Origin of the sequence: Corynebacterium sp. ED61, from assembly GCF_015233855.1 — a bacterium.
GTDB lineage: Bacteria > Actinomycetota > Actinomycetes > Mycobacteriales > Mycobacteriaceae > Corynebacterium > Corynebacterium dentalis.
Window position 1 is genome coordinate 69683 of record NZ_JADGIT010000007.1, and the last position, 25986, is coordinate 95668.

The 25986-nt window shown below is 61.0% G+C and carries 18 protein-coding genes; 16 read left to right on the forward strand and 2 right to left on the reverse strand.

The window, feature by feature from the left end:
- The first annotated feature begins 7 nt into the window (after window positions 1-7).
- The 9 genes from IM764_RS08610 to mutM all read left to right on the forward strand — a co-directional run bounded on the left by IM764_RS08610 (window position 8) and on the right by mutM (window position 8248).
- On the forward strand, window positions 8-1573 hold the full coding sequence (locus IM764_RS08610) for a DAK2 domain-containing protein (protein ID WP_099297157.1): 1566 nt from the start codon (window positions 8-10) through the stop codon (window positions 1571-1573).
- Window positions 1574-3745, forward strand: a complete 2172-nt coding sequence (locus IM764_RS08615; RefSeq protein ID WP_194187548.1) for an ATP-dependent DNA helicase RecG — start codon at window positions 1574-1576, stop codon at window positions 3743-3745.
- Window positions 3746-3798: 53 nt separating this feature from the next.
- On the forward strand, window positions 3799-4026 hold the full coding sequence (locus IM764_RS08620; RefSeq protein ID WP_194187549.1) for a biotin/lipoyl-containing protein: 228 nt from the start codon (window positions 3799-3801) through the stop codon (window positions 4024-4026).
- Window positions 4023-4586, forward strand: coding sequence for a 16S rRNA (guanine(966)-N(2))-methyltransferase RsmD (rsmD, locus tag IM764_RS08625; RefSeq protein WP_194187550.1), 564 nt, complete (start codon window positions 4023-4025; stop codon window positions 4584-4586). Before IM764_RS08620 ends, rsmD begins: the two co-directional genes overlap by 4 nt.
- Before the next feature lie 18 nt (window positions 4587-4604).
- The gene (coaD, locus tag IM764_RS08630; RefSeq protein ID WP_099297149.1) at window positions 4605-5090 is read left to right on the forward strand and encodes a pantetheine-phosphate adenylyltransferase; all 486 of its coding nucleotides are present in this window, start codon (window positions 4605-4607) and stop codon (window positions 5088-5090) included.
- A 155-nt stretch (window positions 5091-5245) separates the two neighbouring features.
- Complete coding sequence (locus tag IM764_RS08635) at window positions 5246-6004, forward strand: ATP synthase F0 subunit B (RefSeq protein WP_099297581.1); 759 nt, start codon at window positions 5246-5248, stop codon at window positions 6002-6004.
- Between the two features lie 38 nt (window positions 6005-6042).
- Window positions 6043-6582, forward strand: a complete 540-nt coding sequence (locus tag IM764_RS08640) for a DUF177 domain-containing protein (RefSeq protein ID WP_099297147.1) — start codon at window positions 6043-6045, stop codon at window positions 6580-6582.
- A 3-nt stretch (window positions 6583-6585) separates the two neighbouring features.
- Window positions 6586-7359, forward strand: coding sequence for a ribonuclease III (rnc, locus tag IM764_RS08645; RefSeq protein ID WP_194187551.1), 774 nt, complete (start codon window positions 6586-6588; stop codon window positions 7357-7359).
- 4 nt (window positions 7360-7363) lie between these two features.
- A complete protein-coding gene (gene mutM / locus IM764_RS08650; protein ID WP_099297143.1) occupies window positions 7364-8248 on the forward strand; it encodes a bifunctional DNA-formamidopyrimidine glycosylase/DNA-(apurinic or apyrimidinic site) lyase in 885 nt (294 codons plus the stop codon).
- A gap of 38 nt (window positions 8249-8286) precedes the next feature.
- On the opposite strand, the gene IM764_RS08655 is transcribed toward mutM, so the two are convergent.
- Window positions 8287-10380: a heavy metal translocating P-type ATPase gene (locus IM764_RS08655; RefSeq protein WP_099297141.1), complete on the reverse strand. Its 2094-nt coding sequence runs from the start codon at window positions 10378-10380 to the stop codon at window positions 8287-8289.
- Window positions 10381-10722: 342 nt separating this feature from the next.
- On the opposite strand from IM764_RS08655, the gene IM764_RS08660 reads away from it, so the two are divergent.
- From IM764_RS08660 to IM764_RS08670, 3 genes are read left to right on the forward strand one after another with little or no spacing between them, the layout of a single operon-like run.
- Window positions 10723-12192, forward strand: coding sequence for a sodium:alanine symporter family protein (locus IM764_RS08660; RefSeq protein WP_099297139.1), 1470 nt, complete (start codon window positions 10723-10725; stop codon window positions 12190-12192).
- Window positions 12193-12216: 24 nt separating this feature from the next.
- Window positions 12217-15708 carry a chromosome segregation protein SMC gene (gene smc, locus IM764_RS08665; protein ID WP_194187552.1) on the forward strand — a complete coding sequence of 1164 codons (3492 nt, stop codon included), beginning with the start codon at window positions 12217-12219 and terminating at the stop codon, window positions 15706-15708.
- A gap of 34 nt (window positions 15709-15742) precedes the next feature.
- Window positions 15743-19297: a hypothetical protein gene (locus IM764_RS08670; RefSeq protein ID WP_228073660.1), complete on the forward strand. Its 3555-nt coding sequence runs from the start codon at window positions 15743-15745 to the stop codon at window positions 19295-19297.
- 95 nt (window positions 19298-19392) lie between these two features.
- Here the strand turns inward: IM764_RS08670 and IM764_RS08675 are convergent, their stop codons facing one another.
- The gene (locus IM764_RS08675) at window positions 19393-19722 is read right to left on the reverse strand and encodes a hypothetical protein (protein ID WP_194187553.1); all 330 of its coding nucleotides are present in this window, start codon (window positions 19720-19722) and stop codon (window positions 19393-19395) included.
- 40 nt (window positions 19723-19762) lie between these two features.
- On the opposite strand from IM764_RS08675, the gene IM764_RS08680 reads away from it, so the two are divergent.
- From IM764_RS08680 to ffh, 4 genes are all read left to right on the forward strand, one after another.
- Window positions 19763-19930: a hypothetical protein gene (locus IM764_RS08680; protein WP_194187554.1), complete on the forward strand. Its 168-nt coding sequence runs from the start codon at window positions 19763-19765 to the stop codon at window positions 19928-19930.
- Window positions 19931-20704: 774 nt separating this feature from the next.
- Entirely contained in the window at window positions 20705-22402 is a 1698-nt protein-coding gene (gene ftsY / locus IM764_RS08685; protein ID WP_194187555.1) for a signal recognition particle-docking protein FtsY, read from the forward strand.
- A 152-nt stretch (window positions 22403-22554) separates the two neighbouring features.
- Entirely contained in the window at window positions 22555-23874 is a 1320-nt protein-coding gene (locus IM764_RS08690) for an ammonium transporter (protein ID WP_194187556.1), read from the forward strand.
- Window positions 23875-24034: 160 nt separating this feature from the next.
- Window positions 24035-25633, forward strand: coding sequence for a signal recognition particle protein (gene ffh / locus IM764_RS08695; RefSeq protein ID WP_194187557.1), 1599 nt, complete (start codon window positions 24035-24037; stop codon window positions 25631-25633).
- The last annotated feature ends 353 nt before the right edge of the window (window positions 25634-25986 follow it).

Consider the following 25986-nt stretch of genomic DNA (forward strand, 5'->3'; position numbering starts at 1 on the left):
GGTGCACATGGCAGAAAACCTCGACGGACCCTTGATCACTCAATGGGCGCGCCGGGCAGCAGCGGGGTTGCGGGAGCGTCAGGCGGAGATCAACCGTCTGAATGTTTTTCCGATTCCGGATTCCGATACCGGTTCCAACATGGCCTACACCATGGCGGTCGCTGTAGATTCTGCTGATCAAGCCGATTCTGAGGACGTGCAGGACGTCACCACGGCTCTGGCTAGCGGTGCGGTGCGTGGGGCGCGGGGCAACTCGGGCATGGTGCTTTCGCAGGTGTTGCGGGCGCTGTCTGATACGGCGTCCCGGGGGAAGATCGATAGCCAAGCCGTGGTGAAAATGTTGCAGCTGTCTGTCGACTTTGTGAAGACGTCTATTTCTTCGCCCGTTGAGGGCACGATCCTCACGGTGCTTCGTGCGGCTGCCGAGGGTGCGGCTTCGGGGCGTGCCTCGCTCACTGAGACGGTGGGTCAGGCCTTGCACGCTGCGGAAGTTGCGTTGGAGCAAACCCCCACACAGCTGGACGTGCTGGCCAAGGCGGGCGTGGTTGATGCAGGTGGGCGCGGTCTCGTGGTCATCTTGCAGTCCTTGTACGACACCCTGAGCGGCGAGTCTGGTGCGAGCCGAGCCATCGAGGGAGCTGCCGGGGAAAACGCTGGAGCGGAGGGGGAAGCGGATCCTACCGATGCAGCAGCTTCGGGCAGCACTCAATCCGAACCAGCTTCTGCAGACAATTCCAGCCCGGAGAAGGACCCCGCCACCGATCCTGAGATCGGCGTGCATGGCAGTGGTTCTGCGGAGCTGGAGGTCATGTTCATGTTCGACGCCAGCGCCGACCCTTCCTCCTTTGCCGCACTGCGCGCTTTTCTCGATCGCAACGGCAACAGCTTGGTCATCGCCCAGGCAGGAGACAACCTGGTGCGAGTGCACATTCACACTCGTTTCCCAGGGGCCGTCATCGAGCGTGCTTATGAGCTTGGAGGTGTCTCCGACCTGCGGCTGGAAGTACTGCCGGATTCGGAGTTTCCCTCGTCACCGATCATCGCGCTGGCTCCCACAGGAGGGGTCGCGAGCATCTTTGAAAATGCCGGAGCAATCACTTTGGACGTAGAGCGCGCCTCTGCCCAAGAAGTTCGCGATCTGCTGGCGATGTCCGGAACTGGGTCCTTGGTGGTGCTGACCAACGGCCGAGATGCCTCATCGATCCTCAACCAGGGCTTTGATCTCAGTGCCATTGATACCAGCTCTTTAGTGGGTGGGCTGGCGGCTCTGGCCGTGCATGATCCTGCCAATGATCATGACGATGATGTGGAAGATATGGTCGACGCTGTTTCTGCACAGCGGTTCTGCATGTCCACTGGGGATGCGATGATCGCCGACTTGGACGAGATGTTGGCTGAGGGCGGCGAGCTGGTTACCTTGCTGTGGTCCACGCCGGAAGTCAGCGACGACGAGATGGAGAAGCTGCGGGCGCATATGCAACGGCAGCATCCAGATATTGAATTCCACGATTACCCAGCGGAGGGCATGGCTGCTGATTCCGTGGGGCACGTGGTGGAGATCGGAGTGGAATAGATGCTCGGGTGGGAAGATCAGCGGCCTCTCTCGCAGGTCATCACTCCGGATCGGGCCCGCAAGCTGGCGGATAGGCCCAAGCTGCGCATCATGACGGACGCATTGTTGAATTTCCCCACCAAGTACGTTCGCGCGGGCAGTACCGAGGCTCTCGACCTGCTGGAAGAGGGGGAGATGTACACGTGCGTGGCAGAGATCATCAACGTCTCTGAGCGGGAAAACCGTTCCGGTCGCGGCCCTCGCACCATCGTCTCCTTCACGTTTACCGACGGCGCGGCGATGATGGAATCCGCGCTGTTTGGCAATCCGGGTCTGCATAAGGCCTGCTTGACCGCCGGAACCATCGTGCTGCTCTACGGAAAGCTGGGGCGCTTCCGTGAGGCGTGGCAATTGAAAAACCCCAGCTACGTCACCGTGCATCCCGGGGAAGGTGCTAAGTTCGGCGCGTTCGGGCCGCTCAAAACGATCGTGGACGTGGCGGGTTCGGGCGAGCAGGCCCAAGAGCTGTTGAGCAAGCCGTGGCTGCCGAGCTACCCGCGCCGTCCCGGCACGTCCACCGCCGAGCTGATCGGCGTGATGGACAAGGTTCTCGCGGCTGTGGACCAGCCCGCCGAGGTCCTGCCTGCTGCGTCCACAGACGCGCCTGCTCCGGCCTGGCCGATCGACCCAGAGGGTGAGCCGTTGATTTCCTTTGCCCAGGCCGTGCGGGAGATCCACCAACCTCCGGTAGAGGGGCCGTTCGCCGCGCAGAGCCGCATCAAATTCAACGAAGCGCTTGAGCTGCAAGTGGTGATGGCGCTGCGTCGCGCGGATGCGGAGAAGCGGACGTCGGTGGCGATGGCTCCGCAGGACACGGGTGTGGCGTCGGAGGTAAAAAAAGCCTTGCCGTACACCTTGAGCGAGGGGCAAACCCACGCGCTGGAACGCATCAGCGAGGCCCTTAACAGTACGAACCCGGCGCAGCTGATGCTGCAAGGAGACGTGGGCAGCGGCAAGACTGTGGTGGCGCTGCTGGCGATGATGCAGGTGGTGCAGGCTGGTTTTCAGTGCGCCTTCATCGCGCCGACCGAGGTGCTGGCAGCGCAACATGCGCGCACGCTGACGCAGCTGCTGTCCGGCACCACCGTGGGCGTGACCCTGCTGACTGGCTCGCAGAAAACGGCCGAGAAGAAGCTCAGCCTGCTCAACATCATTAGTGGTCAGGCGGACATTGTGGTGGGTACGCATGCACTGATCCAAGACGGTGTGGAATTCGCGGATCTGGGTTTGGTTATCGTGGACGAGCAACACCGTTTTGGTGTGCGGCAGCGCGACAAGCTGCGAGAGATGGCGCCGATGGATCGCACGCCGCACACGCTGGTCATGACGGCCACACCCATTCCGCGCACGGTGGCGATGACGATGTTCGGCGATCTGCAATCGGTGCGTTTGGAAGGTCTACCGGCTGGTCGCGGAAAGATTTCCACCTCGGTGGTGCCTGCGTGGAAGCCCCGGTGGGTGGAGCGCGCGTGGCAGCGTATGGCCGAGGAAATTCGCGCGGGCAGGCAGGCTTATGTGGTGGTGCCGCGCATCGATGGCGACGACGGCGTGGAGGCCTGGGGCGAGCGCATTGCCACCCAGATCCTGCCCGATGCCACCGTTGCAGTACTGCACGGGCGCATGAACGCCGAGGATAAAGACGAGGTCATGGGCCTGTTCTCCCGCGGCGACATCGATGTGTTGGTGGCCACCACGGTCATTGAGGTGGGCGTGGACGTTCCCAATGCGACCATGATGTTAATTCTCGACGCCGAGAACTTCGGCGTATCTCAGCTTCACCAGTTGCGCGGACGGGTGGGCCGCGGAAGCGCTGATGCGGTGTGCTTGTTGCATACGGAAGCGGAAGAGGGCAGTCCCAGCTACGCGCGGCTGGAGGCTGTGGCGGGGACTCTGGACGGCTTTGTGCTGGCGGAATTGGACCTCAAGCAACGCACGGAGGGGGACATCCTGGGCGAGAGCCAGTCCGGGGCGCGCGTGCGCAGGGCCACGCTGCTGGATCTCACGGAGGACGAGGAGATCATCCTTGAGGCGCGGCGCTATGCCATGGAGCTGGTCAGTTATGACGAACAATTGGCACGGAATTTGGTGGCCGGCCTGGACGTGGATGAGCAGGATTACATCGAGCGCAACTAGTTTGCTCTCCCGGCTGCGGAGTGGGATGTACCGCGCCGGTTAGGATGTGGGACATGAAGATTTGCGCACCATTCGCGGGGACGGCTCGATTCCTCGTGGCAGATGGGGATGAGGTGGACACTGGTGCTGCAGTGGCAGTGGTGGAAGCAATGAAGCTGGAAGCGCCCGTGCTGGCGCCGGGGCCGGGAGTGGTGCGGCGGAGCATACACGAGGACTTCGTGGCAGTGGCCGGGGGAGATGAGCTGCTGGTGATTGAGGCAGTGCGAGGAGAAGACTCATGACGCGCATCATTTCTGGAACTGCTCGGGGCAGGAAAATCAAGGTTCCGCCGGCTGGCACGCGTCCTACGTCTGACCGCGCACGCGAGGGACTGTTTTCCTCGCTGCAGGTGCGCTTCGGGTTCGAGGGCGAGCGCGTGTTGGATCTGTTCGCGGGCTCGGGTGCGCTGGGGCTGGAGGCTGCCTCGCGCGGGGCGGCCGAGGTCACGTTGGTGGACTTCAACCACCGCGCAGCCGAGATCATCAACGCGAACGCGAAGGTGGTGGGGCATCCGTCAACCCACGTGGTGGAGGCCAAGGCATCCACCTATTTGCATACCGCTCCGCAGAACCACTTCACGATGGTGTTTGCTGATCCTCCGTACGAGCTGACCGATGAGGCCACGGACGAGCTGGTCGCAGCGCTTTCTCGCGTGCTGGCTGAGGATGCGGTGGTGATTATCGAGCGGCCGTCCGATGCTCGCGAAGTGGTGTGGCCGGAAGGCTTTGAGCGGACCGACCAGAAGTTGAAGAAGCGGACCTACGGCATCGCGCGCTTCGACATGGCGATTTGGCGCGGTTAGGCACGTAGACTGTGGGGCATGCATGTAGTTTGCCCCGGATCCTTTGACCCCGTGACCCTAGGCCACCTGGATATCTTCACCCGCGCTGCCTCAGATTGGGAGCAGGTGACCATCTTGGTGACGTACAACCCCAACAAGAACGGGCTGTTCACGGCCGAAGAGCGCGTGGAGCTGATTGAGAAATCCTTGCAGTCCCTGCCGAATCCTCCGCAGAACGTGCGCGTAGATACGTGGGACAAGTTGCTGGTGGACTACCTGACCCAGAACAACATCACGGCGATGGTTAAGGGTCTGCGCAGCTCATTGGATTACGAGTACGAACTGCCAATGGCGCAGATGAACCAGCGCCTGTCCGGGGCGGATACGTACTTCCTGCTTACCAGCCCGGAATATGGATACGTGTCCTCGACCTTGTGCAAGGAAGTGGCCAAGTACGGCGGAGACATTGATGGATTGTTGCCGGAGCCTGTCGTCGAGGCTGTGAAGGCCAAGTACGCGAAGTAGGGCGCGGGGGCTGAGCTCAACGAGCACCCAGAGCATTCCACCGCAGCCTGTTTACCTCCGTGTTACCCAACATTCCCTCTATTTTCTTCTGTCACATGAATTAACACGCGTGTCTTTGAGCAACACCGTGGAGTAGAGGTGCCATAGTGGATGCCATGTACAAGACATTCCAGGGTATGGACGATCTACAGCAGATGGTGGAGCAGGCTTACGGCGTGCCCATGACCGCAAACTGCATGGTGCCGCGCCGTGAGGTGCTCGACATTCTCGACGAAATGCGCAATGCCATTCCAGTGGAGCTAGACGACGCTCAGGATGTCTTGGACCACCGCGATAACATCATCTCGGACGCTCAGCAGCAGTCCGATTCCATGATCGGGGACGCGGAATCAGAGCGGGATGCGATCCTCGCAGATGCCACAGTGCGGGCGGATGAAATTCTGCAGGACGCTCAGGATCGTGCGACCGCCACCGTGGCTCAAGCTGAGGCAGAGGCCGACCGCCTGGTCTCCGATGCTCGCCGCGAATACGAGCAGGTCACCGGCCGCGCAGAGGCTGAGGCCGGGCGCCTCATTACCTCCGGTAACGAGTCTTACCAGCGCTCTGTGGACGAAGGCATCGCCGAGCAGCAGCGCTTGGTCTCCGAGTCTGAGGTCGTGCGCAACGCAGAAGCAGAGGCACACCGCATCGTCGAGTCCGCTCACGCAGATTCCGATCGCCTCCGCACCGAGTGCGACCGCTACGTGGACTCCACTCTCTCTGAGTTTGAGAACTCCCTGAATGAAACGCTCCGCGTGGTCAACCGCGACCGCGCTGCGCTACGTAAGGGTGCGGGTGCCGCAGGTTACCGCCCACAGCAGGCACCGTCCCACGGACAGCCACAGGGACCAGGTAACGGCGACTATGCGCTGTAGTTACCGGTAAGTGCCCGAAAGCGGGTACAAACTAGGGTATGAGCAACCCTTTTGTCATTCACGTTGGAGACATCGCCAGCGGAGCGTCGGAAACGATCAACACCACCGGACCGTCTCCCGTTCGGTGGGGTGCGCAGATGCTGGCGGTGGAGGAAAACACTCCCGTCAGTGTCACCGCGACAATCAACAACCTGGGCGAGGCGTTCATGGTCAACGCAGAGGTCGACGGCGAAGCCACCGGCACCTGCGCCCGCTGCTTGCAGCCACTGAACCCAGAGTTCACCGTGCGCGTCAACGAAGTATTCGGCGCGAACCCAGATTTCATCGAAGGCGATGAAGCAGAAGAGGGCGAAGAGCCGAACCTGGTGGAAGATAACGCCATCGACATCTCCCAGCTGGTGATCGACGAAGCCGGCCTGAATACGCCGTTTTCTCCCACCTGCGAGACCTACGGCACCGCCTGCCAGGAATCCACCCCGGAGCCGGACGGCATTTCCGAAGATGTGGAAGCAGAAGACACTCCGGACCCACGATGGGCCGGCTTGGAGAAGTTCAAGCTTCAGGAGGATGAGCAGTAACTCATGGCTAGAAAGCGTCGCCTGACTGGCGAAGTAGCCCTCAACGCGGCGTATAGCAAGTCCGATCACCAGCCACTGCTGGACGCGTGGGGAATCACGCTCTCGGAGGACAATCTGCGGCTGGCGCTGACTCACCGCTCCTTCGCGCATGAGAATGACAATCTCCCAGACAACGAGCGCCTGGAATTTTTGGGCGACGCCGTGCTGGGTGTGTCCGTTGCGGAGCAGCTCTACCGTGAGTTCCCCAACCGTTCTGAGTCTGACTTGTCCAAGATGCGCGCAGGCGTGGTGAACAAGTTCGCGCTCGCCTCCGTGGCTCGCGAACTGGGCATTGGGCCTTACATCTTGCTTGGCCGCGGTGAAATGCTTACCGGCGGCGATGACAAAGATTCCACGCTCTCGGACACGGTCGAGGCCATCCTGGGCGCGATCTACCTGGAGCACGGCTTCGCCACGGCTCGCGAGACCGTGCTGCGGATCTTCGCCAGCCGCATCAGCGAGGCGCCTGCTACCGGCTTGAATATGGACTGGAAGACCGTGCTGCTGGAGCGCCTGAGTGACATGAAGCTCCCGCTCCCGGAGTACAGCACCTCGGCGTCGGGTCCAGAACACGATCAGACGTTCTCCGCCACGGCGACTGTCGGCGAGGACCACCGCACCGAGGGCACCGGCCACACGAAGAAGGAGGCCGAGCACGCCGCCGCCAAGGCGATGGTGACCCTGCTCAAGGGCGAGGTCTCGCAGGCTGGGCGGGCCTCGAAGCAGGCCTCTTCTTAAACCCATGCCCGAATTGCCCGAGGTCGAGGTTGTCCGTGCTGGTCTGGAGCAGCACGTGGTGGGGCGGACGTTCGTGGGGGTGGACGTACTGCATCCCCGCGCCGTGCGCTCGCATGTGGGTCAGGATCTTTCTCTTCTTCTCGACGCCGCCCTGATTCGTTCGGCTCGTCGCCGCGGCAAGTTTCTCTGGCTGGAACTGAGCCGGAAAATCCCTGGCACAGGCGATCAGTGGGCCGAGCCGACTGAAGCTCTGGTGGTGCACCTGGGCATGAGTGGGCAGATGCTGGTGACCGAGCCAGATGCGGTGACCTCCACCCACTTGCGCATCAGGGCCAGGCTCTCCGGGGGCGTGGACTTGAACTTTGTGGATCAGCGGACGTTCGGGCGCTGGGAGTTGGTGGCCCTGGTGGATGACTCGCATGGCGAGTATCCGGCGGGCGTTCCAGCCTCGGCGGCGCACATTGCGCAGGATCCGCTGGAATCTTCCTTCAATGCACAGGCGGTGGCCAAGGACATTAAACGTAGGCAGTCGCCTATCAAGCAGGTGCTTTTGAACCAAGAGGTAATTGCAGGGATTGGCAATATTTACGCTGATGAAGCCCTGTGGGCTGCTGGTGTGCGGCCACGGAGGAAAGCTGCTGGTTTGAGCGGGGTTGGCGTCGAAAGAATCATTCACGCTGCCCGCGAGGTGATGGAACGGGCCCTGGAAGCCGGCGGAACCAGCTTCGATGTGCTGTACGTGAACGTGAATGGCGCTTCGGGGTACTTCTCGCGCTCGCTCAACGTCTACGGGCGCGAGGGGCGGCCGTGCGTTCGGTGTGAGACGCCTATTCAGCGTGTTGTTGTGGGTGGACGGAGTTCACATTTCTGCCCCGAATGTCAGCGATGACGATGCCGGTTGCTCCTCGAATCATGGCGAGTTCGGCATTAGGAGCGATTGGTTGAATTTGGTGCGAGGTCCACGCGACGGAGTAGTTGTGCATTAAATGCCACAACGACGGTTGATAGAGACATCAGGATCGCGCCGACGGACATGGGCATCACGAATCCAATCGGTGCAAGTACACCAGCAGCGAGTGGAACCGAAATTATGTTGTAGCCCGCAGCCCACCACAAATTCTGCTTCATCTTTCGGTATGTGGCCTTGGATAGCCGAATAACTGAAAGGACGCTGCGCGGGTCAGAACTGGCCAAGATGACTCCTGCCGAAGCGATCGCCACGTCCGTGCCGGCCCCAATAGCAATGCCGACATCCGATTGGGCGAGTGCTGGAGCATCGTTGACGCCGTCGCCGACCATCGCGACCTTCTTGTCCTCCTTCTGCAGAGATGCGACCTTGGCCGACTTGTCTGCCGGCCGCACTCCAGCGAACACGCGGTCGATCCCCAGCTCTTGACCAACTTTGTTGGCCACGGCTTCAGCATCTCCGGTGATCATCACAACCTCGATGCGCCGTTGGTGTAGAGCATTCACAGCCTCGCGAGACTCGGGACGTATTTCATCAGCGAGCTTGAGTCCGCCAATGACTTCTCCTTCTCGAACAACGTGCAGGATGATGGCGCCTTCTTCACGCCAGTTGGCGGCAGCTCCGATTTCTTCCTGTCCAGATTCTTCGAGCAGACGTGGACCACCGACTCGGACGTTCTGGCCATCCACTGTTGCGCTTACGCCGACAGCGGGGGAAGAACTAAAATCGCTGGATGTTGAGAAACGTAGGCCCTTATCTTTTGCTGCTTTGACTATCGCTCGAGCTAAAGGATGCTCACTATCAGCCTCAGCAGCCGCAGCCAGTGCGAGCACGCGGTCAGAATCGAGGTCTACGACGGATTCGATATCCGTGACGGTAGGTTCGCCCTTGGTCAGTGTGCCGGTCTTATCGAATAGAACGACGTCGACGTCACGCATGGATTCCAACGCGAGGCGATCCTTGATCAACACACCATTGCGGGCTGCGCGTTCGGTTGCTATGGACACCACGAGTGGTATTGCAAGGCCGAGAGCGTGGGGGCAGGCGATAACCAACACCGTGATGGTGCGCTCTACTGCATCGGCAGGACTACCGAAGATCGACCACACAGTAGCGGTAATGAGAGCAGCCCCGAGTGCGAACCAGAAAAGGAGCGCAGCGGCACGGTCAGCGATTCTCTGAGCACGCGTGGAAGAATCTTGGGCATCAGATACCAGTCGGTTAATCCCCGCCAAGGCAGTGTCCTCGCCAATGGCAGTAATTTCTACGTGCAGGCCGGAATCGGTGGCGACAGTACCGGCTGTCACCGAGTCTCCCTCAGCGCGGGAAATGGAACGGGACTCTCCTGTGATCATGGACTCGTCCATTTCCGCGTGGCCTTCAACAATGGTGCCATCAGCAGGAACGCTTCCGCCTGGTCGGACAATGACGATGTTGCCCACTTCCAGTTCAGATGGGTCGACCGTTACTACATCTTCACCTTCGATGCGCTCGGCCTTCTCGGGCAGGAGAGCCGCAAGTGAATCGAGTGCCGAGGAGGTTTGCGCTAGAGAACGCATCTCGATCCAGTGACCCAGAAGCATGATGACGACCAGTAGTGCCAGTTCCCACCAAAACTCGAGTTGGTGATTCACCAAACCGAGCGTCGCCGCCCACGATGCGAGAAACGCGACGGTAATTCCTAACGCTATGAGCATCATCATCCCCGGTTGGCGGCTCTTCAGCTCTTCCCACCCACCAGTAAGGAAGGGCTTGCCGCCCCAGAAATACATGACGGTTCCGAGTCCGCCAGCAACCCAGCCGGCCCAGCTGGGAACTGAATAGCCTATGAGCATCGCGAACATGGGGGAGAGTAATACAACAGGTAGTGCGATGAAGAGATTTATCCAGAACAGCCGACGGAACTGCATCACGTGATCACCGTGCCCTGCATGACCTGAGTGGCTATGGCTGTCATGTTCACCGTGGTTTGTATGACCTCCATCGGGCTCTGTTGCGATGTCATGCCGGCCGTGCTCGGAAGTGTGATCGTGGGAGTGCGCTTGTCCGGTCATAGATGTTCTCCTTTGAATCTGTTTGGGTGATGTTCCTTGATGTAGGCGTCCTGGTGGCGAAATTCTGATTCTCTAAGGTTCCATGCAAGATTATATACCCCTAGGGGGTATATTGCAATGGGGTTTGAAGAGTGAAGAGTGTGTGCCGATAAGAGGCCTGTGCGGCTGACGCACCGGAACGAAGCCCGCGTACCGATGACGATGTGCCTACAAACTGCTGCTTCGATGAATCGTGTCGTCGTGGCCAAAGGCCAAAATTCCTGCTGCCACTGAAGTGAGCATTTTCCCAAAATGTCAGCAATAATGCACCGGATCTGCTGTCCATAGGATACGTTTTGCGCTATGGATCTCACTCAGATTGAAACCTTCATCACTGACGTGATCAACAACAACGTGTGGAAGGTTATCCCTTTCCTGTTGATCGCCGCCGGTGTTTACTTCGGGCTGCGCACGGTCATCGTGCAGGTGCGCATGTTCCCAGACATGCTCCGCTCCTTGCGCGACAAGCCGGATAATGGCGACAGCCGGGACGACATCTCCGCGTTCAAGGCCTTCACCATTTCTGCGGCCTCCCGCGTGGGTACCGGCAACGTGGTGGGCGTGGCCATCGCCATTTCCTTGGGTGGACCTGGCGCAGTGTTCTGGATGTGGATGATCGCCATCATCGGCGGCGCAACTGCATTCGTGGAGTCCACACTGGCGCAGTTGTGGAAATCACGTGGTGAAGAAGGGTATGTGGGTGGACCTGCGTACTACATGACGCGTGGTTTGGGTCTGAAGCCGTTGGCGGTCATCTTTGGCATCGCCATCACCATCACCTATGGCTTCGTCTACAACGCGGTGCAGACTAACTCCATCGTGGAGGCCACGGCAACCTCATTGGGCGGTGACGTGTCCACAACCACCCGCATGATCATCGGCGGAGTGATTGCCGCGGTGACGGCCGTGATCATCTTCGGTGGTGTGCGCAGCATTGCGAACGCCACGCAGATCATCGTGCCGTTCATGGCCGGAATCTACATCGTGGTCGGCGTGATTGTACTGCTGCTCAACATCACGGAAGTTCCGGCGATGATCGGCAGCATCATTTCCCACGCCCTCGGTTTCAAGGAAATCGCCGGTGCCACCATTGGTGCAGCGTTCATGAACGGTATGCGCCGTGGTTTGTTCTCTAATGAGGCTGGCCAGGGCTCCGCTCCTAATGCGGCCGCTACTGCCGCAGTATCGCACCCCGTCAAACAGGGGTTGGTGCAGGCCCTGGGCGTGTATTTCGACACTCTGGTGGTGTGTTCCATCACCGCATTCATCATCTTGCTGTCTAACCCGGTGTTCGGAGAGGACATGGAATCCGCCAACCTCACCCAGAACGCGTTGGCTTCTCAGATCGGCGACTGGGGAATTCACCTCGTCACGTTCATCTTGTTCTTCCTGGCGTTCTCCTCCGTGTTGGGCAATTACTACTTGGCACAGGCCAACGTGGAGTACTTCACCAAGTCCAAGCCAGTGATGATTACTTTCCGCGTCCTCGTGGTTGCTTGTGTGTTCGGCGGCGCCGTGGGCACCGTGCCGCTGGTGTGGTCCTTGGCGGATACTTTTGCGGCCATCATGGTGGTCATTAACCTGATCGCCATCTTCCCTCTGGGTGGGGTAGCAGTGAAGCTGTTGCGTCATTACTCCGCGCAGAAGAGGCAGGGCTTGGAGCCGATCTTCCACCGCGACGATCTTCCTGAGCTGAAGAACGTGGAGTGCTGGGACGGTACGGATCCCGTGACCACCCGTGCATATTGGGATGAGCGAGCTTCCCGCGCCTAATCCGGACGATGTTATTCTGAACCGATGTATTTGAAGTCGCTGACCCTCAAGGGATTTAAGTCCTTTGCGTCTGCGACGACCTTGAAACTCGAGCCGGGCATTTGCGCGGTGGTGGGGCCTAATGGATCGGGCAAGTCCAACGTGGTGGACGCACTGGCGTGGGTGATGGGTGAGCACTCAGCCAAAACATTGCGCGGTGGCAAGATGGAAGATGTCATCTTCGCCGGAGCGGGCGAGCGCAAGGCGCTGGGGCGCGCCGAGGTCACACTGACCATTGATAATTCCGACGGCGCCCTTCCCATCGAGTACTCGGAAGTCTCCGTGACCCGTCGCATGTTCCGCGACGGTGCTAGCGAGTACGAAATCAACGGCGCCAAGGCTCGCCTCATGGACATCCAGGAATTGCTCAGCGATTCCGGCATCGGCCGCGAAATGCACGTGATCGTGGGACAAGGCAGGCTCGCGCAAATCCTCGAGTCCAAGCCGGAGGATCGCCGCGCATTCATCGAGGAAGCCGCGGGAGTGCTGAAGCATCGGCGTCGAAAAGAAAAGGCGCAACGCAAACTGGTGAGCATGCAGGCCAACCTCGACCGCCTGCACGATCTCACCGACGAACTGCGCAAACAGCTAGGACCACTGGCTCGCCAGGCTGAGGCAGCACAAAAGGCATCCACGGTGCAGGCAACCATTCGCCAGTCGCGGGTGCAGCTGACCGTGCACCGCGTGCAGACGCTGTCCGAAGAGTTGAACTCGGTATCCGGCCGGGCCAGCTTGGTAGCCGAGCAAGTCGAGGAGCTGCAAGACCAGTTAGAGGAGCACTCCGAGCGACTCGCCGTGACCGAAGAAGAGCTGCGCACCGCGATGGAGAGCGCAGAATCCGCCCGCACGCTGTGGTACCGCTTATCCGCCGTGGCAGAGAAGAACTCGGCGACCATCCGCATCGCCGCGGACCGCGCCGAACAACACCACTCGGCGCAATGGTCCGGCCAAGACCCTGACCAGCTCATGGAACGCGCCGCGCGTGCCGAGCAGGAGCAGGAAGAGCTGGACGAGGCCGTGGAGATGGCCACCGAAAAGCTCGAGACCGTGCGGGAAGAAGTCGCCGAGCGCGAGGATGCGGCGCGGCAGGCAGAAAAAGAACACTTCGCCCAGGTGCGTGCCATCGCCGACCGTCGTGAAGGCGTGGTGCGCCTGCTCAGCCAGCACGAAGCCGCCGCCGCCACCGTGGAATCCACCCGATCCGAGGTGGAGCGTCTTTCCCAAACTGTTGAGCACCACCAGGAGGCCGTGGACGCTGCGGCCGAAGAGCTGGAACTGGCATCGGAGACCTCCATGGAGGCAAAGACTTCAGGTTCTGACCTTGCCGACCAGCTGGAACGCGCCGAACGGGAAGCCGCCACCGCCGAGACCCGCGCAGACGAGCTGCGGGCCCGGCAGCTGGGTCTGGAGCGCGAAGTGGCCACCCTGCGCGCCACCATCAGCGCGTGGAATGACCAGATGCGCCCCACCGACGGTGCCGAGGTGGTCACCCGCGTGGCCCAGGAGCAAGATGCGCAGGCCACTGCTCTGGCTGAGGTCATCGTCGCCCGCGAGGGGTGGGGCACCGCCCTGTCCGCCGCGCTAGGTGAGGCCGCCGCAGGCATGGTGATCGGTGATTCCGATTCCCCCAATTCTTCTATTTCCGACGCCATACTCCGCGCCCTCAGCACCGAATCCCAAGGCCGCGCGGTGCTGCTCGAAGGGGGAAGCACGAAGGGCTGGCGCTTGGACACAGCTCCGGCTCACGGACAGTGGTTGCTGGATCTCGTGGACGCACCAGAGGCCATCGGCGGCGCGCTGAGCTCGTTGCTGGTGGATGTGGTTGCCGCGGACGACGCGACACAAGCTCGCAAGGTGGTGAGCGAAGATCCGCGCCTGCGTGCCGTCACCAAGGACGGGATGATCTTCGGCGCCGGATGGGCGGCCGCAGGTACCGGAGGCACGACTGCCGTGGAGCTGGCGGAGCGTGTGCACGAGGCGGAGCGTGGCGTCGAAATGAAGGAAAAGGAACTCGCGGACCTGCACGCGGCACTCGACGGTGCCTTGGAGGCGGCCTCCGAACGCAGAACCGCAGCTGCCAGTGCGCGTGCGGCGATGCAGGCGCACAAGGCCACGTTGGAAGGCAAGCAGCGCCACGCGGCGGCCACACAGAAGGCGTTTGAGGCGGCCAGCCGGCAGCTGCAGCGCGCAACGGCCGAATCCGAGGCTGCACAACAGCGTCTGGATAAGGCCGAGGAACAGGTCGCGGAGTTGGCTGATCGTGTGGCACGCATCGACGACGAGGGGGAGGAGCAGGAGCCCTCGACGCACGAGAAGGATGCGGCTGCGCAGGCGCTGTCCCAGGTTAAGGCGCTAGAAATGGAAACTCGCCTGGCCCTGCGCACCGCCGAGGAGCGCGCCGGTGCCACTCGCGGCCGGGCTGAGGGACTGCGGAGGCAGGCCCGCCAGGAACAGGCAGCGCGCGAGCAGTTTGAGAAGACGCAGCAACGGCGCATAGCAGCACAACAGACCGCGGCAGCCGTGCTAGAGCAGGCCCAGCGCGTAGGCCACCGCATCGAGGACGCTCTGCACCGAGCGGAGGAAGCCCGCCAGGCCACCGATGCGCAGCACAAGCAGTGGCAGACCACGATGAGCCAGCAAAAGGACAAGGTCTCCGCATTGTCTGTGCAGCTCGGACGGCTGACGGACTCCGCGCACCAAGCAGAGCTGGCCCGCAGTCAAGCTCAACTCAAGATTGAACAAGCGCTGGATAACGCGATGGAGCAGCTCAGCATGACCGCCGAGCAGCTATTCGCCGAGGAGCTGCCGGAGGACTTTGATGCCACCGAGACGCGCGCGGAGCTGAAGAAGGCGGAAAAGGCGCTGAACTCGCTGGGTAAGGTCAACCCGCTGGCGCTGGAGGAATACAAGGCGCTGGAAGAGCGCTACTCGTTCCTGGCACAGCAGCTGGACGACGTGGAGCGAGCCCGCGAGGACCTGCAAGACGTGATCAAGGACGTGGATAACACCATCCTCACGCTGTTCACGGAAGCCTGGAAGGACGTGGAAGCGGAGTTCCCGAAGGTCTTCAACACCCTGTTCCCAGGCGGTGCCGGGCGCCTAGTGCTCACGGAACCGGAAGACATGCTCACCACCGGCATCGAGGTGGAAGCGCGCCCACCGGGTAAGAAGGTCAAGCGTCTGACGCTGCTTTCCGGTGGCGAGAAGTCCCTGACGGCGCTGGCCATGCTGGTGGCCATCTTCCGCGCGCGCCCATCGCCTTTCTACGTCATGGACGAGGTGGAAGCTGCGCTGGATGACGTGAACCTGCGCCGCCTCATCGCGCTGTTTGAGGAGCTACGTAAGGATTCGCAGCTGATCGTCATCACGCACCAAAAGCCCACGATGGACGTGGCTAACGTGCTCTACGGCGTGACGATGCGCGGCGATGGAATCACTCGCGTGATCTCGCAGAGGATGCAGCCGGCGGGCGCCTAGCGCGTGCAAAATCTCACAGCGTAGGATTGTCCGCGTGACTGACAGCCCCATCGCAGACGTGAATGACACACTCCTACCCTGGGCTTCCACAGCGGAAGCAGCGTTAGCCGCCCGGCTTCACGATGTGGAGCTCTTTGTGGATCTTGATATCGCTGGTGACCAGCTGGAACGCTATTCTCGATTCTTCGGTACCTTCCTCTCCCGTCAGCTGGCTGCGGGGGCGGATCCGGCGGCGCTGTTGGCAGCTTGCCCGGCTTTGACCGCAACTGCGCTGATCACGCGCGCGGCTCGTTTCAACCGTGTGGGCGAGCTGCCTCGCGAGTTCTGGGCAGGGCTGGGTCTGGAGCCTACGGACGAGCGCTTGACCTGCGTTGAAGGCCGTTTTGCGGAGATTCTTTCGGCGGCTGGCTTGGATCCATTCGATGAGGCCGTGGGCGGTCCGGATGGAGAGAACGGTCGCCTGTTCTTGCACGTGGGGCTGGCCACGGACTGGATCCCGGAGGTGGTTGAGGCCTTTGATTCTCGACGCCAAGACGCAACCGCAGTAGACGATACCGAACAGGAAGCCGCCGCAGTGGTGCAGCAACTCGCAGGGGGCGAGTTGCAGGCCGGTCCGCTGTGCACGCTCAAGCCGCAGATTGCGCAGCGTCTATTCACGCCTTTGGTGCAGGTGATCCGCCATGCGGAAGCACACCCGGAGACGTGGGAATACACTCTGCCAGCGGTAAAACTTCCTCGGTTGATCTTGGAAGACGTGATCGAGGAGCTGCGCGAGCGCCCGGTGGGCACCGAGGATCGGCGTTACGCCGTGGGCGTGGCTCACCGTGAGGACCAACCGCGGCTGCGGTTGGATGTGGATCGCAATCGTGTGGTGCTGCGCTTGCCTGCGCAGAGCTTGCCCTCCGTGGAGGAAGAACCTGCCGCAGAGATCCGCTGGCGCGTGGATACCGACGGGCGCCCGCATGCATTCCGCACGGGCCGCTCCGAGCACCTGGGCGGTTCCGATTCTGAGGTGGTGGATCTGCCGATTCGCCGCCCGCTGCGCGAGTTGCACGTGCACAGCATGACTCACGGCGAGCACTGGACATTGCCGGTGATCAACCGGCCGGAGCCCGCGCTGATCTTCTCTGTCCGTGGCGCGGAGCTCACGGAGCTGGACACGCTTCATCGCGTCTCGGTGATCGTTGTGTGCCCGGAGGATACGACTGCGGTGGATCCGGTTCAGGATCGTTCGATCCCCGTGGTGTGGGAGAGGCCCATGAAGCTATGGGATGGCTGGGTGATCCGTCGCCTGGACCTCTCGGATGCGCTGAGCCTGCACATCGAGCGTTCGGGGGAGCGACGTCCGTCTATGGACACGATGCGCGCCGTGGATCCGCGTCAACGCGTGCTGTTCGTGGAGCCGGATCAGCCGGAGCCGTCGATCGAGACTGCCAGTGGCAAGCCCATATTCTCTGAGAGCTTGCGTGTGGAGTTCCCGCCGACGATCTCCGGCGATACCGAACTGTGGCACGTATCCGTGTCCGCTTACGCAGGCCCCGGCGTGCCCGGCGAGGCGGTCTCTGAGGAGGAGCCCCTGGAGGTCTCCGCCGAAGGTGGAGTCTTTGATGTCTTCGATCCCGAGGCCTATGACAGCCCGTGGGTCGGCGAGTACTTGGTGCGCTTGCGCGGTCCGCGCTACGAGAGCTTCCGCCACGAGTTCGCGCTGGTAGAAGGCATGAACGTGGAGGTCGAGATCGATGGCGCCTCTCCACATACTCGCCTGCCACTGACTGCCGGCTTGAGCCCCACTACAGTCCGGTTGCGATCCGGAGACAAGCCGTTTGAGCGCATCGCACCGCTGCACCTGAGCCCGTCGGACCGCTTTGCCACGGCTGTGATCGAGACAGATGCCGGTGACGCTCTGCCCGTGGTAGTCAATCCACCGCGCATTCGCTTCCAGTTGCCCATGCAGGGCGAGGCACCCGTGTGGCGTACCGAAGCGCTGCGGATCGCGGCGAATTGGCTGGACCTGAACACGCGTTTCCGCGTACGCCCGGAGGCCGCCATTTCTGATGCCCGTCTGGTGGTTCGTGATCGTCACGGCTCTCCGGCACGTACCGCGAAGTTGCAGACCCAGGACAACGTCACCTGGTGGGTTAATCTGCAGGCCATTGCGCCATCCGTGCAGATCATGTCCGAGGGGTCGCTGGAGCTGGAGTTCGTGGATGCTGCTGCTGGTCGCCGAGTCAGCGTGCGCATGGCGCGGATCGTCCCTGGTTCCGAGGTCACCGTGACCTATATGGAGGATCACACCCTCGATGTCCAGTGCGATGATCCCGATCGCTTGACGGGCAAGGCGCTGTGGATCTGGCCTCTGACCGCGCCGTGGGAGCCAGCCCGCAGCGTCAAGATCGGAGCACCCCTGCCTGCAGAACTTCGCGACGCCGGCCCTTTGGCCGTCCAACTGTTCTCCACGGATCGTTTCAATTTCCTGCGCGCCCCCGAGTTCCCCGGCAGCCGAGCCGTGCGGGTGGATCACCCTGGTTTCTTCGGTGGATCTCTGGTCGACCCCGCCTCACCTTACACTCAGCTCTCTGCCTTCCTGGCGGGCGAGACCGACCAGCTGCCGCAGGACACAGAGATCCTCCCGACGCTGTGGGATGTGCTCGCCGGTGGTCTTAAACACCGTGTCAGCGCGGAGGCGGGTTCTCCGGTCATGGGCGATCTCCACGCCAAGCTCCGCGAGGCCCTATCCGTCAATCCTGCGGCGTCCATGCATGCGATGAGTACCTCGCTGGTGCCTGCCAGCGACCGCCCCGCGCAGTTCATTTCCTCCGGGTTGGTGCAGGGCAAGGTGGCGTCGGAGAATACCGACGGTGAGAGCCACGACAAGACACGACGCGGCGATGCGCCCTGGATCGCGGCGCTGGAGGTCCTCAGCGACCTTTTCACCGAAGAAGATGACACGGCGCACGCCAAAGCGTTGCGCACGGAGCTGGCTGAGATCGCCGGTCACACACTGGTGGAGACGATGGACACGGGTCGCGACCGCACGCTGGAGACGGCGTGTATCGATGCCACGACCGTGCAGATCGCCCATCTGGATCCGGCGCAGCAGAAGGCCGTGCTGGACTCGTTCTTCAATGGAGCGGGAGTGGTCCCGGGTGCGCTGAGCGAGGAAAATACGCGTCTGATCAGTGTGTTCGAGACGTTCACGCAGCGCGAGCAGCTTAGCGAGTTGCTGGGCGACCCGGAGCTGATGACCACCGCGGTGAAGATTCTGCGCAAGGTCAAGAGCTCCAACCGCCAGCTGTACTTGTCCGCGCGCGTGCGCTTCGAGCGACTCGACGGCGTGGACACGGACGATCCCGCCAACCGGTGGGCGCTGGTGCCGGTCCTGTCGATGATGTTCGCGCTGGCTGCCCGCATGTACGCCCACGGCCGATTGAGCAACCTGGGCAAGCTACCCAATGTCTACGGCGCATGGTCGGAGATGGCTCGTTTGGTGCCGGATCTGGTCACCGGGGACATCGTCAGCGCGGAGGCCATGGTACTCGGTGTGTTTGGTCCCGACGCCGAACCTGAGGAAGTCGAAGCCGAAGACTAACCCTGTAGTTAGAGCCTGCCGCGCTGGGCGACGTAGGCGAAGTCCTCGGCGATGGCGTGTCTCCACACCCCGAAATCGTGGCCTCCGGGGACCATTCAGTAGGTGGTGTCCGTGCCGGCTGTGCGGGCTTTGTTGTTGAGTGTGCTCAGGTCCTGCTGAGCAGATTTTTCGGACTTGCCTGCGACGAACCGTCCGCTGATTCCGTGGAATGTAGAAATTTTGTCATTGGTGGCGTGGTGCAGAATGTCTAGCGGGTTGCGTTGCTGGAACAGTGCTTCGCTGTCCTCGTAGAAATTCTTGACGGTGGTTTGGCGAGAGTAACTGTCATTGGGGCGCAGCTCACCGGAGTAGTCCAGGAAATTTCCGTAGCTGGTAGAGGAGTTGGTGACCACCTGGAGGGCGCGTGCCACCGTAGGAAAAGCCACCGATGGTCCACGTCTTCTGGTCTGGGTTGGGGCTGAAACGATGTATGATCGAGTCGGTCACCTCCTGGGTCAGATAGGTCATTACCTTGTCTTTTGGACTGTCCGTGCACACGGGATTGGCGGCGACGTCTCCGGTGGCATCGATGGCTACCACGATCGGGATAATGCCGTTATTTGTGGCCTGGTAGTTGTCCACCACATTGGCTAGGCCGCCTTCCCTCGAACCACTGTGTGGGTCCACCGGGGGATCCATTCATCAGGGTGAGCACTGGAAGCTGGGGGGCGGGGTGTGGAGAACCCGGCCGGAGGGAGGCAAACTTATGCATTGCGAGCTTGGAATCCGGAGTGCGGTGTGGGCACCGGCATGCTGACCCGAGTGCTCTTTGCGGGAAATTTGCAGATTGGAGCATTCCTGCAGTGCGCAGTTTATTCCATTCCGCCAGCGAAATGGAAGCGGGCTGTTGATCGGGTTCGGGGATCTGCTCCGCAGACGCTTGGTTGTAATGACTGATGGGGAAGAATGAATCGGAGTCCGGGTACAAGTTGCAGGATTGATTAGCTACCAACAACCCGGCGGCAAGGTTGACGATCAGAGTCAGCAGGCTGACAAGTGAGCGCCAGCTGAAAAACTTGCGAACGAGCACGCGGAAGGAAATTAAAACACTGCTGAGGCCTACAGATGAGGCAGCAAACGAGGCGGGGCGTAACTCGCTGGCGGGAGTTTGCGCCAGCCGCAGAGCGGCGCCAACTGCGACACCCGTGAGTACCAGGGAAATCCCGCAGGTGAACAGTGCTGATCGTGTGCGGGTACGAGAAGGCACAAGCGCGATGAGTGCAGCGAATGTCAGCAGAAGGAGAGCCCAGGCGATAACCATGGGGATCGTTCCGGTGAGGGGAAGCGATCGCAGGGAGTCGATCATGCTCAGTAGTGGTAGACCGGTGGTCTGAGCCCACCAATACCAACTTTGGTTTACTGGTAGTCATGGAACTTTCACTGCTCACGTGGATCATCATTGGCGTCGTCCTTGTTGTGATCATCGCCATTTTGCTCATCGTCTTCGGGCTGCGAAGGAATAAGGCCAAGCAGGTTTCCTTCGAGAAGAAGGAGGAGATCGAGAAGCCGAAGCCATCGTCTGGCAATTACCAGGCGCAAAGCGGCTTCAATTTCACCTCTGGAGGTGCCACGAAGGAAGCTGCTCAGGAAGGCACGGACGAGGGACAGACCACCATCGGTGGAGTACGGATTAACCGTCCGGCAGATTCCCTCCGGCAGCCGGAGGCGCGGCCAGAACCAAAGCGGGCGAAACCCAAGCAGCCTGAGCCTGCCAAGGAAGAAGCTCCCGCACCAGCCAAGCCGGTAGAGAAGCCGCAGACTCCGGAGCCAAAGACGCCAGAGCCAGCGCAGTCAGACAAGTCTGAGCCAAAGCAAGCTGAGCCAGAAAAGAAACCGGGGAAGGACTCAGAAGAGAAGCCGGAGCAGAAGGCCGATTCCGCGCCAATCGTGCCACCCGTGGCCGCACCACCCGTGACTGCACCTCCTGTAGCGGACAAGGCCCAGGACAAGCCAGAGGCTGAAGAGGCCGAGGTTGGCGTCGAAAAGGAACAAGAGCAACCCGAACAGCCCTCCGAGACCCCGGAAGACCAGCTCAACGATGCCGCTGTCGCTCGGGCGGAAGAGCAGAGCCAACAGGTTGAACAGGCCACTACCCCGGAGACAATCCAGGAAGAACAGCCGACTGCGGACCCGGCGGATGACATTGCTCCCGTGGATGGACGCATGGGCAAGCTGCGTTCGCGCATGGCAAAGTCCCAGAATGTCATCGGCAAGGGGGTGCTGGGAATTTTGTCCGCTGGCGACCTCGACGAAGATGCGTGGGAGGAGATCGAGGACACGCTGCTGATGGCAGACCTTGGCACCAAGACCACACTGGCGGTGGTCGATGACCTCCGCGGAAGGATCGCTACGCAGGGTGTTTCCAGCGAGGCAGAGGCCCGTGCGATGCTGCGCGCTGCGCTGATCGATGCGTGCAAGCCGCAGATGGATCGCTCCATCAAGGCCATGCCGTATGAGGGCAAGCCCGCCGTGATCATGGTAGTGGGCGTGAACGGAACGGGTAAGACCACCACCACCGGCAAGCTCTCCCGTGTGTTGATCGGCATGGGCCACTCCGTGACGCTGGGCGCGGCGGATACCTTCCGCGCGGCAGCAGCAGATCAGCTGGAGACGTGGGGTCGGCGAGTCGGCGCCAAGACTGTCCGCGGTGATGAGGGGGCGGATCCTGCATCCGTCGCTTTCGATGCCGTGTCCAAGGGCATCGAGGATTCTTCGGACGTCGTGTTGATCGATACCGCAGGACGTTTGCACACCTCCGTGGGTCTGATGGATCAGCTGGGCAAGGTCAAGCGTGTCGTGGAAAAGCGGGCGAAGGTTGACGAAGTGCTGCTGGTACTGGATGCGACCGTGGGACAAAACGGCCTGACCCAGGCGCGCGTGTTCCGCGAGGTTGTGGACATCACTGGCGTGGTGCTCACCAAGTTGGACGGCACTGCCAAGGGCGGCATTGTCTTCCAGGTCCAGGAAGAGCTGGGCGTACCGGTGAAGTTGGTGGGTCTCGGCGAGGGCGAGGATCACCTGGCTCCGTTTGAGGTGGAGAGTTTTGTCGACGCCCTGCTCGGGTAAATTCCGCCGCCGCTAGCTGGCCGTTGGGAAACATTGCGGAAACATTTCGGGCTTCCGTTCACGAGGTTGTAAAAAAATAACCGAGTAATGGACACATCGGCTGTCTTAGATAGCTAATGACAGAAGTGTTGTCCCGAGAAAGAGATTGACCAATGACCCCTGACCAGCTCGCCGCCACCAGCGGTAATGCCTCGTGGATGCTCATGAGTGCCGCCCTGGTGCTCCTGATGACCCCCGCACTTGCCTTGTTCTACGGAGGCATGTCCCGCCAGAAGTCCGCCATCAACATGATGATGATGTCCTTCGGCTCGCTCGGAGTGGTCGGGGTTGTCTACATCCTGTGGGGCTGGTCGATGTCCTACGGAACCCAATCGTGGCTGGGATTGTTCTCTAACCCATTTGAGTTCTTCGGCCTGGAAAATGCCATCACCGATGAGGCGGGCAATTACATCGAGGGTGCGGCTGGGTACGCCAATGTGATTGATATCTGCTTCCAGGTCACCTTCGCTGCGATCGCCGTGGCCATCATCTCTGGTTCTTTGGCTAACCGAGTGAAGTTCAAGACGTGGCTGTTGTTCACCGCATTGTGGGTCACCTTTGCGTATTTCCCGATGGCACACATGGTGTGGGGTGGCGGACTGCTGAGCCACGCGGAAGATTCCATCGCTTCCTGGATGTTCGGCACCATCGATGAGGCGGGCGAGACTGTCGCCGCAATTGCACCGATCGACTTCGCTGGTGGCACCGTGGTGCACATCAACGCCGGTATTGCAGGTCTAATCTTGGCACTGATCATCGGCCATTCCCGTGGCTTCATGGAAGAAGAGACCAAGCCGCATAACTTGCCGCTGGTGATGTTGGGCGCGGCACTGCTGTGGTTTGGTTGGTTCGGATTCAACGGTGGCTCTGCCTTTGCTGCTGATGGTCTGGCCGGTTTGGCATGGATCAACACCACCGCTGCTGCGTGCGCCGCGATGCTCGGGTGGTTGCTGGTCGAGCGTGTGCGTGATCACCGGACGACGTCACTGGGTGCCGCCTCTGGTGTGGTGGCTGGGTTGGTGACCATCACCCCGGCTGCTGGCACGTTTACGCCGCTAACCTCGCTGATTGCCGGGCTCATCGGCGGCATTCTGGCTGCCTACGGCGTGGGCTTGAAGTTCCGTTTCCGTTTCGATGATTCCCTCGACGTGGTGGGTCTGCACTTGGTGGCAGGACTGTGGGGAACGATCGCCTGTGGCCTGTTTGCCAAGGATATCGGACTGTTCACGGGTGGTGGCTCTGATGGCTTCAAGCTGTTGGCCGTGCAGATTGTCATCGTGCTGTTCGCCGCGCTGTGGTGTGCCGTGGTCACCTTGATCATCGGATTGGCGCTGAAGTACACGATGGGATGGCGCATCAAGGGCATCCACGAGGAAGCCGGTATTGATAATGCGCTGCACCGTGAGACCGCCTATCACTACGAGAACGAATAGTGGCGTGCGCTAATTACCGCGCTGGAAAGCAGTGGTTGTTGAGCTCCCCTGTAAGGTAGGGGAGTTAGACATTGGCTCTGGCGGTGACCACATTCCCGCCGAGCACCACAAAGTGCCTGTTTGAGCAGGAACGAGACGCGAAGAAGGAGACAGACACAGCGTGTTTGAGTCGCTTTCAGATCGCCTTTCCGGCGCCCTCCAAGGGCTCCGCAGCAAGGGTCGGTTAACCGAGCAGGATATTAATGCCACAGCCCGCGAGATCCGCTTGGCGTTGCTGGAGGCTGACGTCTCCCTGACTGTTGTCCGTGGCTTCATTAGCCGCATCAAGGAACGTGCGGCGGGCTCTGAAGTTTCCGAGGCCCTGAACCCTGCTCAGCAGGTCGTCAAGATCGTCAACGAGGAGCTCATCCAGATTCTCGGCGGCGAAACCCGCCGTTTGAATCTGGCGAAGAACCCACCGACCGTCATCATGCTGGCTGGTCTCCAGGGTGCGGGTAAGACCACCCTGGCCGGAAAGCTCTCCAAGCACTTGGCAGGGCAGGGCCACACCCCGATGCTGGTGGCCTGTGACTTACAGCGACCTGGTGCAGTCCAGCAGCTGCAGATCGTGGGTGAGCGCGCAGGCGTTCCTACTTTCGCTCCGGATCCCGGTACCTCGATGGATTCGCTGGAGCACCAAATGGGCACCAGCCATGGCGACCCTGTCCAGGTCGCCCAGTCCGGTATCGAAGAAGCCAAGCGCTCTCAGCATGACATCGTGATCATCGATACCGCGGGCCGATTGGGTATCGACGAAGAACTCATGACCCAGGCCCGCAACATCCGCGATGCTGTCCAGCCTGACGAGGTCCTGTTCGTCATCGATTCCATGATCGGTCAGGATGCGGTGACCACCGCCGAGGCCTTCCGTGACGGCGTGGACTTCACCGGCGTGGTGCTCACCAAGCTCGATGGCGATGCCCGCGGCGGTGCAGCGCTGTCCATCCGTGAGGTCACCGGCAAGCCGATCATGTTCGCCTCTACCGGCGAGAAGCTGGAAGATTTCGATGTCTTCCACCCTGATCGCATGGCCAACCGCATCTTGGGCATGGGCGACATGCTCACTCTGATTGAGCAGGCCGAAAAGGTCTTTGATCAGGACCAGGCGGAGTCCTCCGCTATGCGCATGGCCTCTGGCGAGTTGACGCTGGAGGACTTCCTTGAGCAGATGATGATGATTCGCCGCATGGGCCCGTTGGGCAACATCTTGAAGATGATGCCGGGCGGTTCTCAGATGTCCAAGATGGCGGACATGGTCGATGAAAAGCAGCTCGACCGCATCCAGGCGATCATCCGCGGCATGACCCCGGGCGAGCGTCAGGATCCCAAGATCCTCAACGCTTCCCGGCGTAAGCGCATCGCCAACGGTTCCGGCGTAGAGGTTGCGGACGTCAACCAGCTGGTGGAGCGCTTCTTCGAGGCGAAGAAGATGATGGGCAAGATGGCCGGCCAGTTCGGCATGGGCGGTGGCTCGGCGACGAAGAAGCAGAAGAACCACCGCAAGGGCAAGAAGGGCAAGAAGGGCAAGAACGCTAAGCGTCGTGGCCCAACTCAGCCGAAGATGCCTCCAGGAATGGGCGGCATGCCGGGAATGCCCGGGATGCCCGGTGGTGGCGGAATGCCGGATATGGCCGAGCTGCAGAAGATGCAGGAGCAGATGCCCCCTGGATTCGAGAACATCGATCTATCCAAGATGGGCTTCGGCAAAAAGGGCAGGTAGCTCCAGGTAGTTCACTGATACTTGGAGGAACTTGACCTGAGTTCGACTCCAACCCTTTAACTTAGACGGCTCGTGTTTCGTTCCCAAAGGATTGCTTTGTGGCTGCGACACGAGCCGTTATTAATGCGAGCAGAATCAAGGGAATGGTGAAGAGAAAAATTCCTGGCCAGGGTGCGGGAATGCTGTGATTCCACAAGAGTGATCCCACCCAAACAATGACCGCAACTAGCGCAATGCCACTAAGCATTGTTGCGAATACACCTTTGGCTCCGTAACTGCGCTTGATTGCGCCTATACCGGCTCTTCGCGTTTCGGAGTGCGTAGGTGAGCCCAGGGTGGAGTTCGGGGTGGCA

Excerpts from the sequence above, each read along its gene's own strand:
- smc (WP_194187552.1), top strand. The coding sequence starts at position 12,217 with ATGTATTTGAAGTCGCTGACCCTCAAGGGATTTAAGTCCTTTGCGTCT.
- IM764_RS08635 (WP_099297581.1), top strand. The coding sequence starts at position 5,246 with ATGTACAAGACATTCCAGGGTATGGACGATCTACAGCAGATGGTGGAG.
- IM764_RS08610 (WP_099297157.1), top strand. The coding sequence starts at position 8 with ATGGCAGAAAACCTCGACGGACCCTTGATCACTCAATGGGCGCGCCGG.
- coaD (WP_099297149.1), top strand. The coding sequence starts at position 4,605 with ATGCATGTAGTTTGCCCCGGATCCTTTGACCCCGTGACCCTAGGCCAC.
- IM764_RS08680 (WP_194187554.1), top strand. The coding sequence starts at position 19,763 with ATGTATGATCGAGTCGGTCACCTCCTGGGTCAGATAGGTCATTACCTT.
- rsmD (WP_194187550.1), top strand. The coding sequence starts at position 4,023 with ATGACGCGCATCATTTCTGGAACTGCTCGGGGCAGGAAAATCAAGGTT.
- IM764_RS08640 (WP_099297147.1), top strand. The coding sequence starts at position 6,043 with ATGAGCAACCCTTTTGTCATTCACGTTGGAGACATCGCCAGCGGAGCG.
- IM764_RS08615 (WP_194187548.1), top strand. The coding sequence starts at position 1,574 with ATGCTCGGGTGGGAAGATCAGCGGCCTCTCTCGCAGGTCATCACTCCG.
- IM764_RS08690 (WP_194187556.1), top strand. The coding sequence starts at position 22,555 with ATGACCCCTGACCAGCTCGCCGCCACCAGCGGTAATGCCTCGTGGATG.
- ftsY (WP_194187555.1), top strand. The coding sequence starts at position 20,705 with ATGGAACTTTCACTGCTCACGTGGATCATCATTGGCGTCGTCCTTGTT.
- rnc (WP_194187551.1), top strand. The coding sequence starts at position 6,586 with ATGGCTAGAAAGCGTCGCCTGACTGGCGAAGTAGCCCTCAACGCGGCG.
- IM764_RS08655 (WP_099297141.1), bottom strand. The coding sequence starts at position 10,380 with ATGACCGGACAAGCGCACTCCCACGATCACACTTCCGAGCACGGCCGG.
- IM764_RS08620 (WP_194187549.1), top strand. The coding sequence starts at position 3,799 with ATGAAGATTTGCGCACCATTCGCGGGGACGGCTCGATTCCTCGTGGCA.
- mutM (WP_099297143.1), top strand. The coding sequence starts at position 7,364 with ATGCCCGAATTGCCCGAGGTCGAGGTTGTCCGTGCTGGTCTGGAGCAG.
- IM764_RS08660 (WP_099297139.1), top strand. The coding sequence starts at position 10,723 with ATGGATCTCACTCAGATTGAAACCTTCATCACTGACGTGATCAACAAC.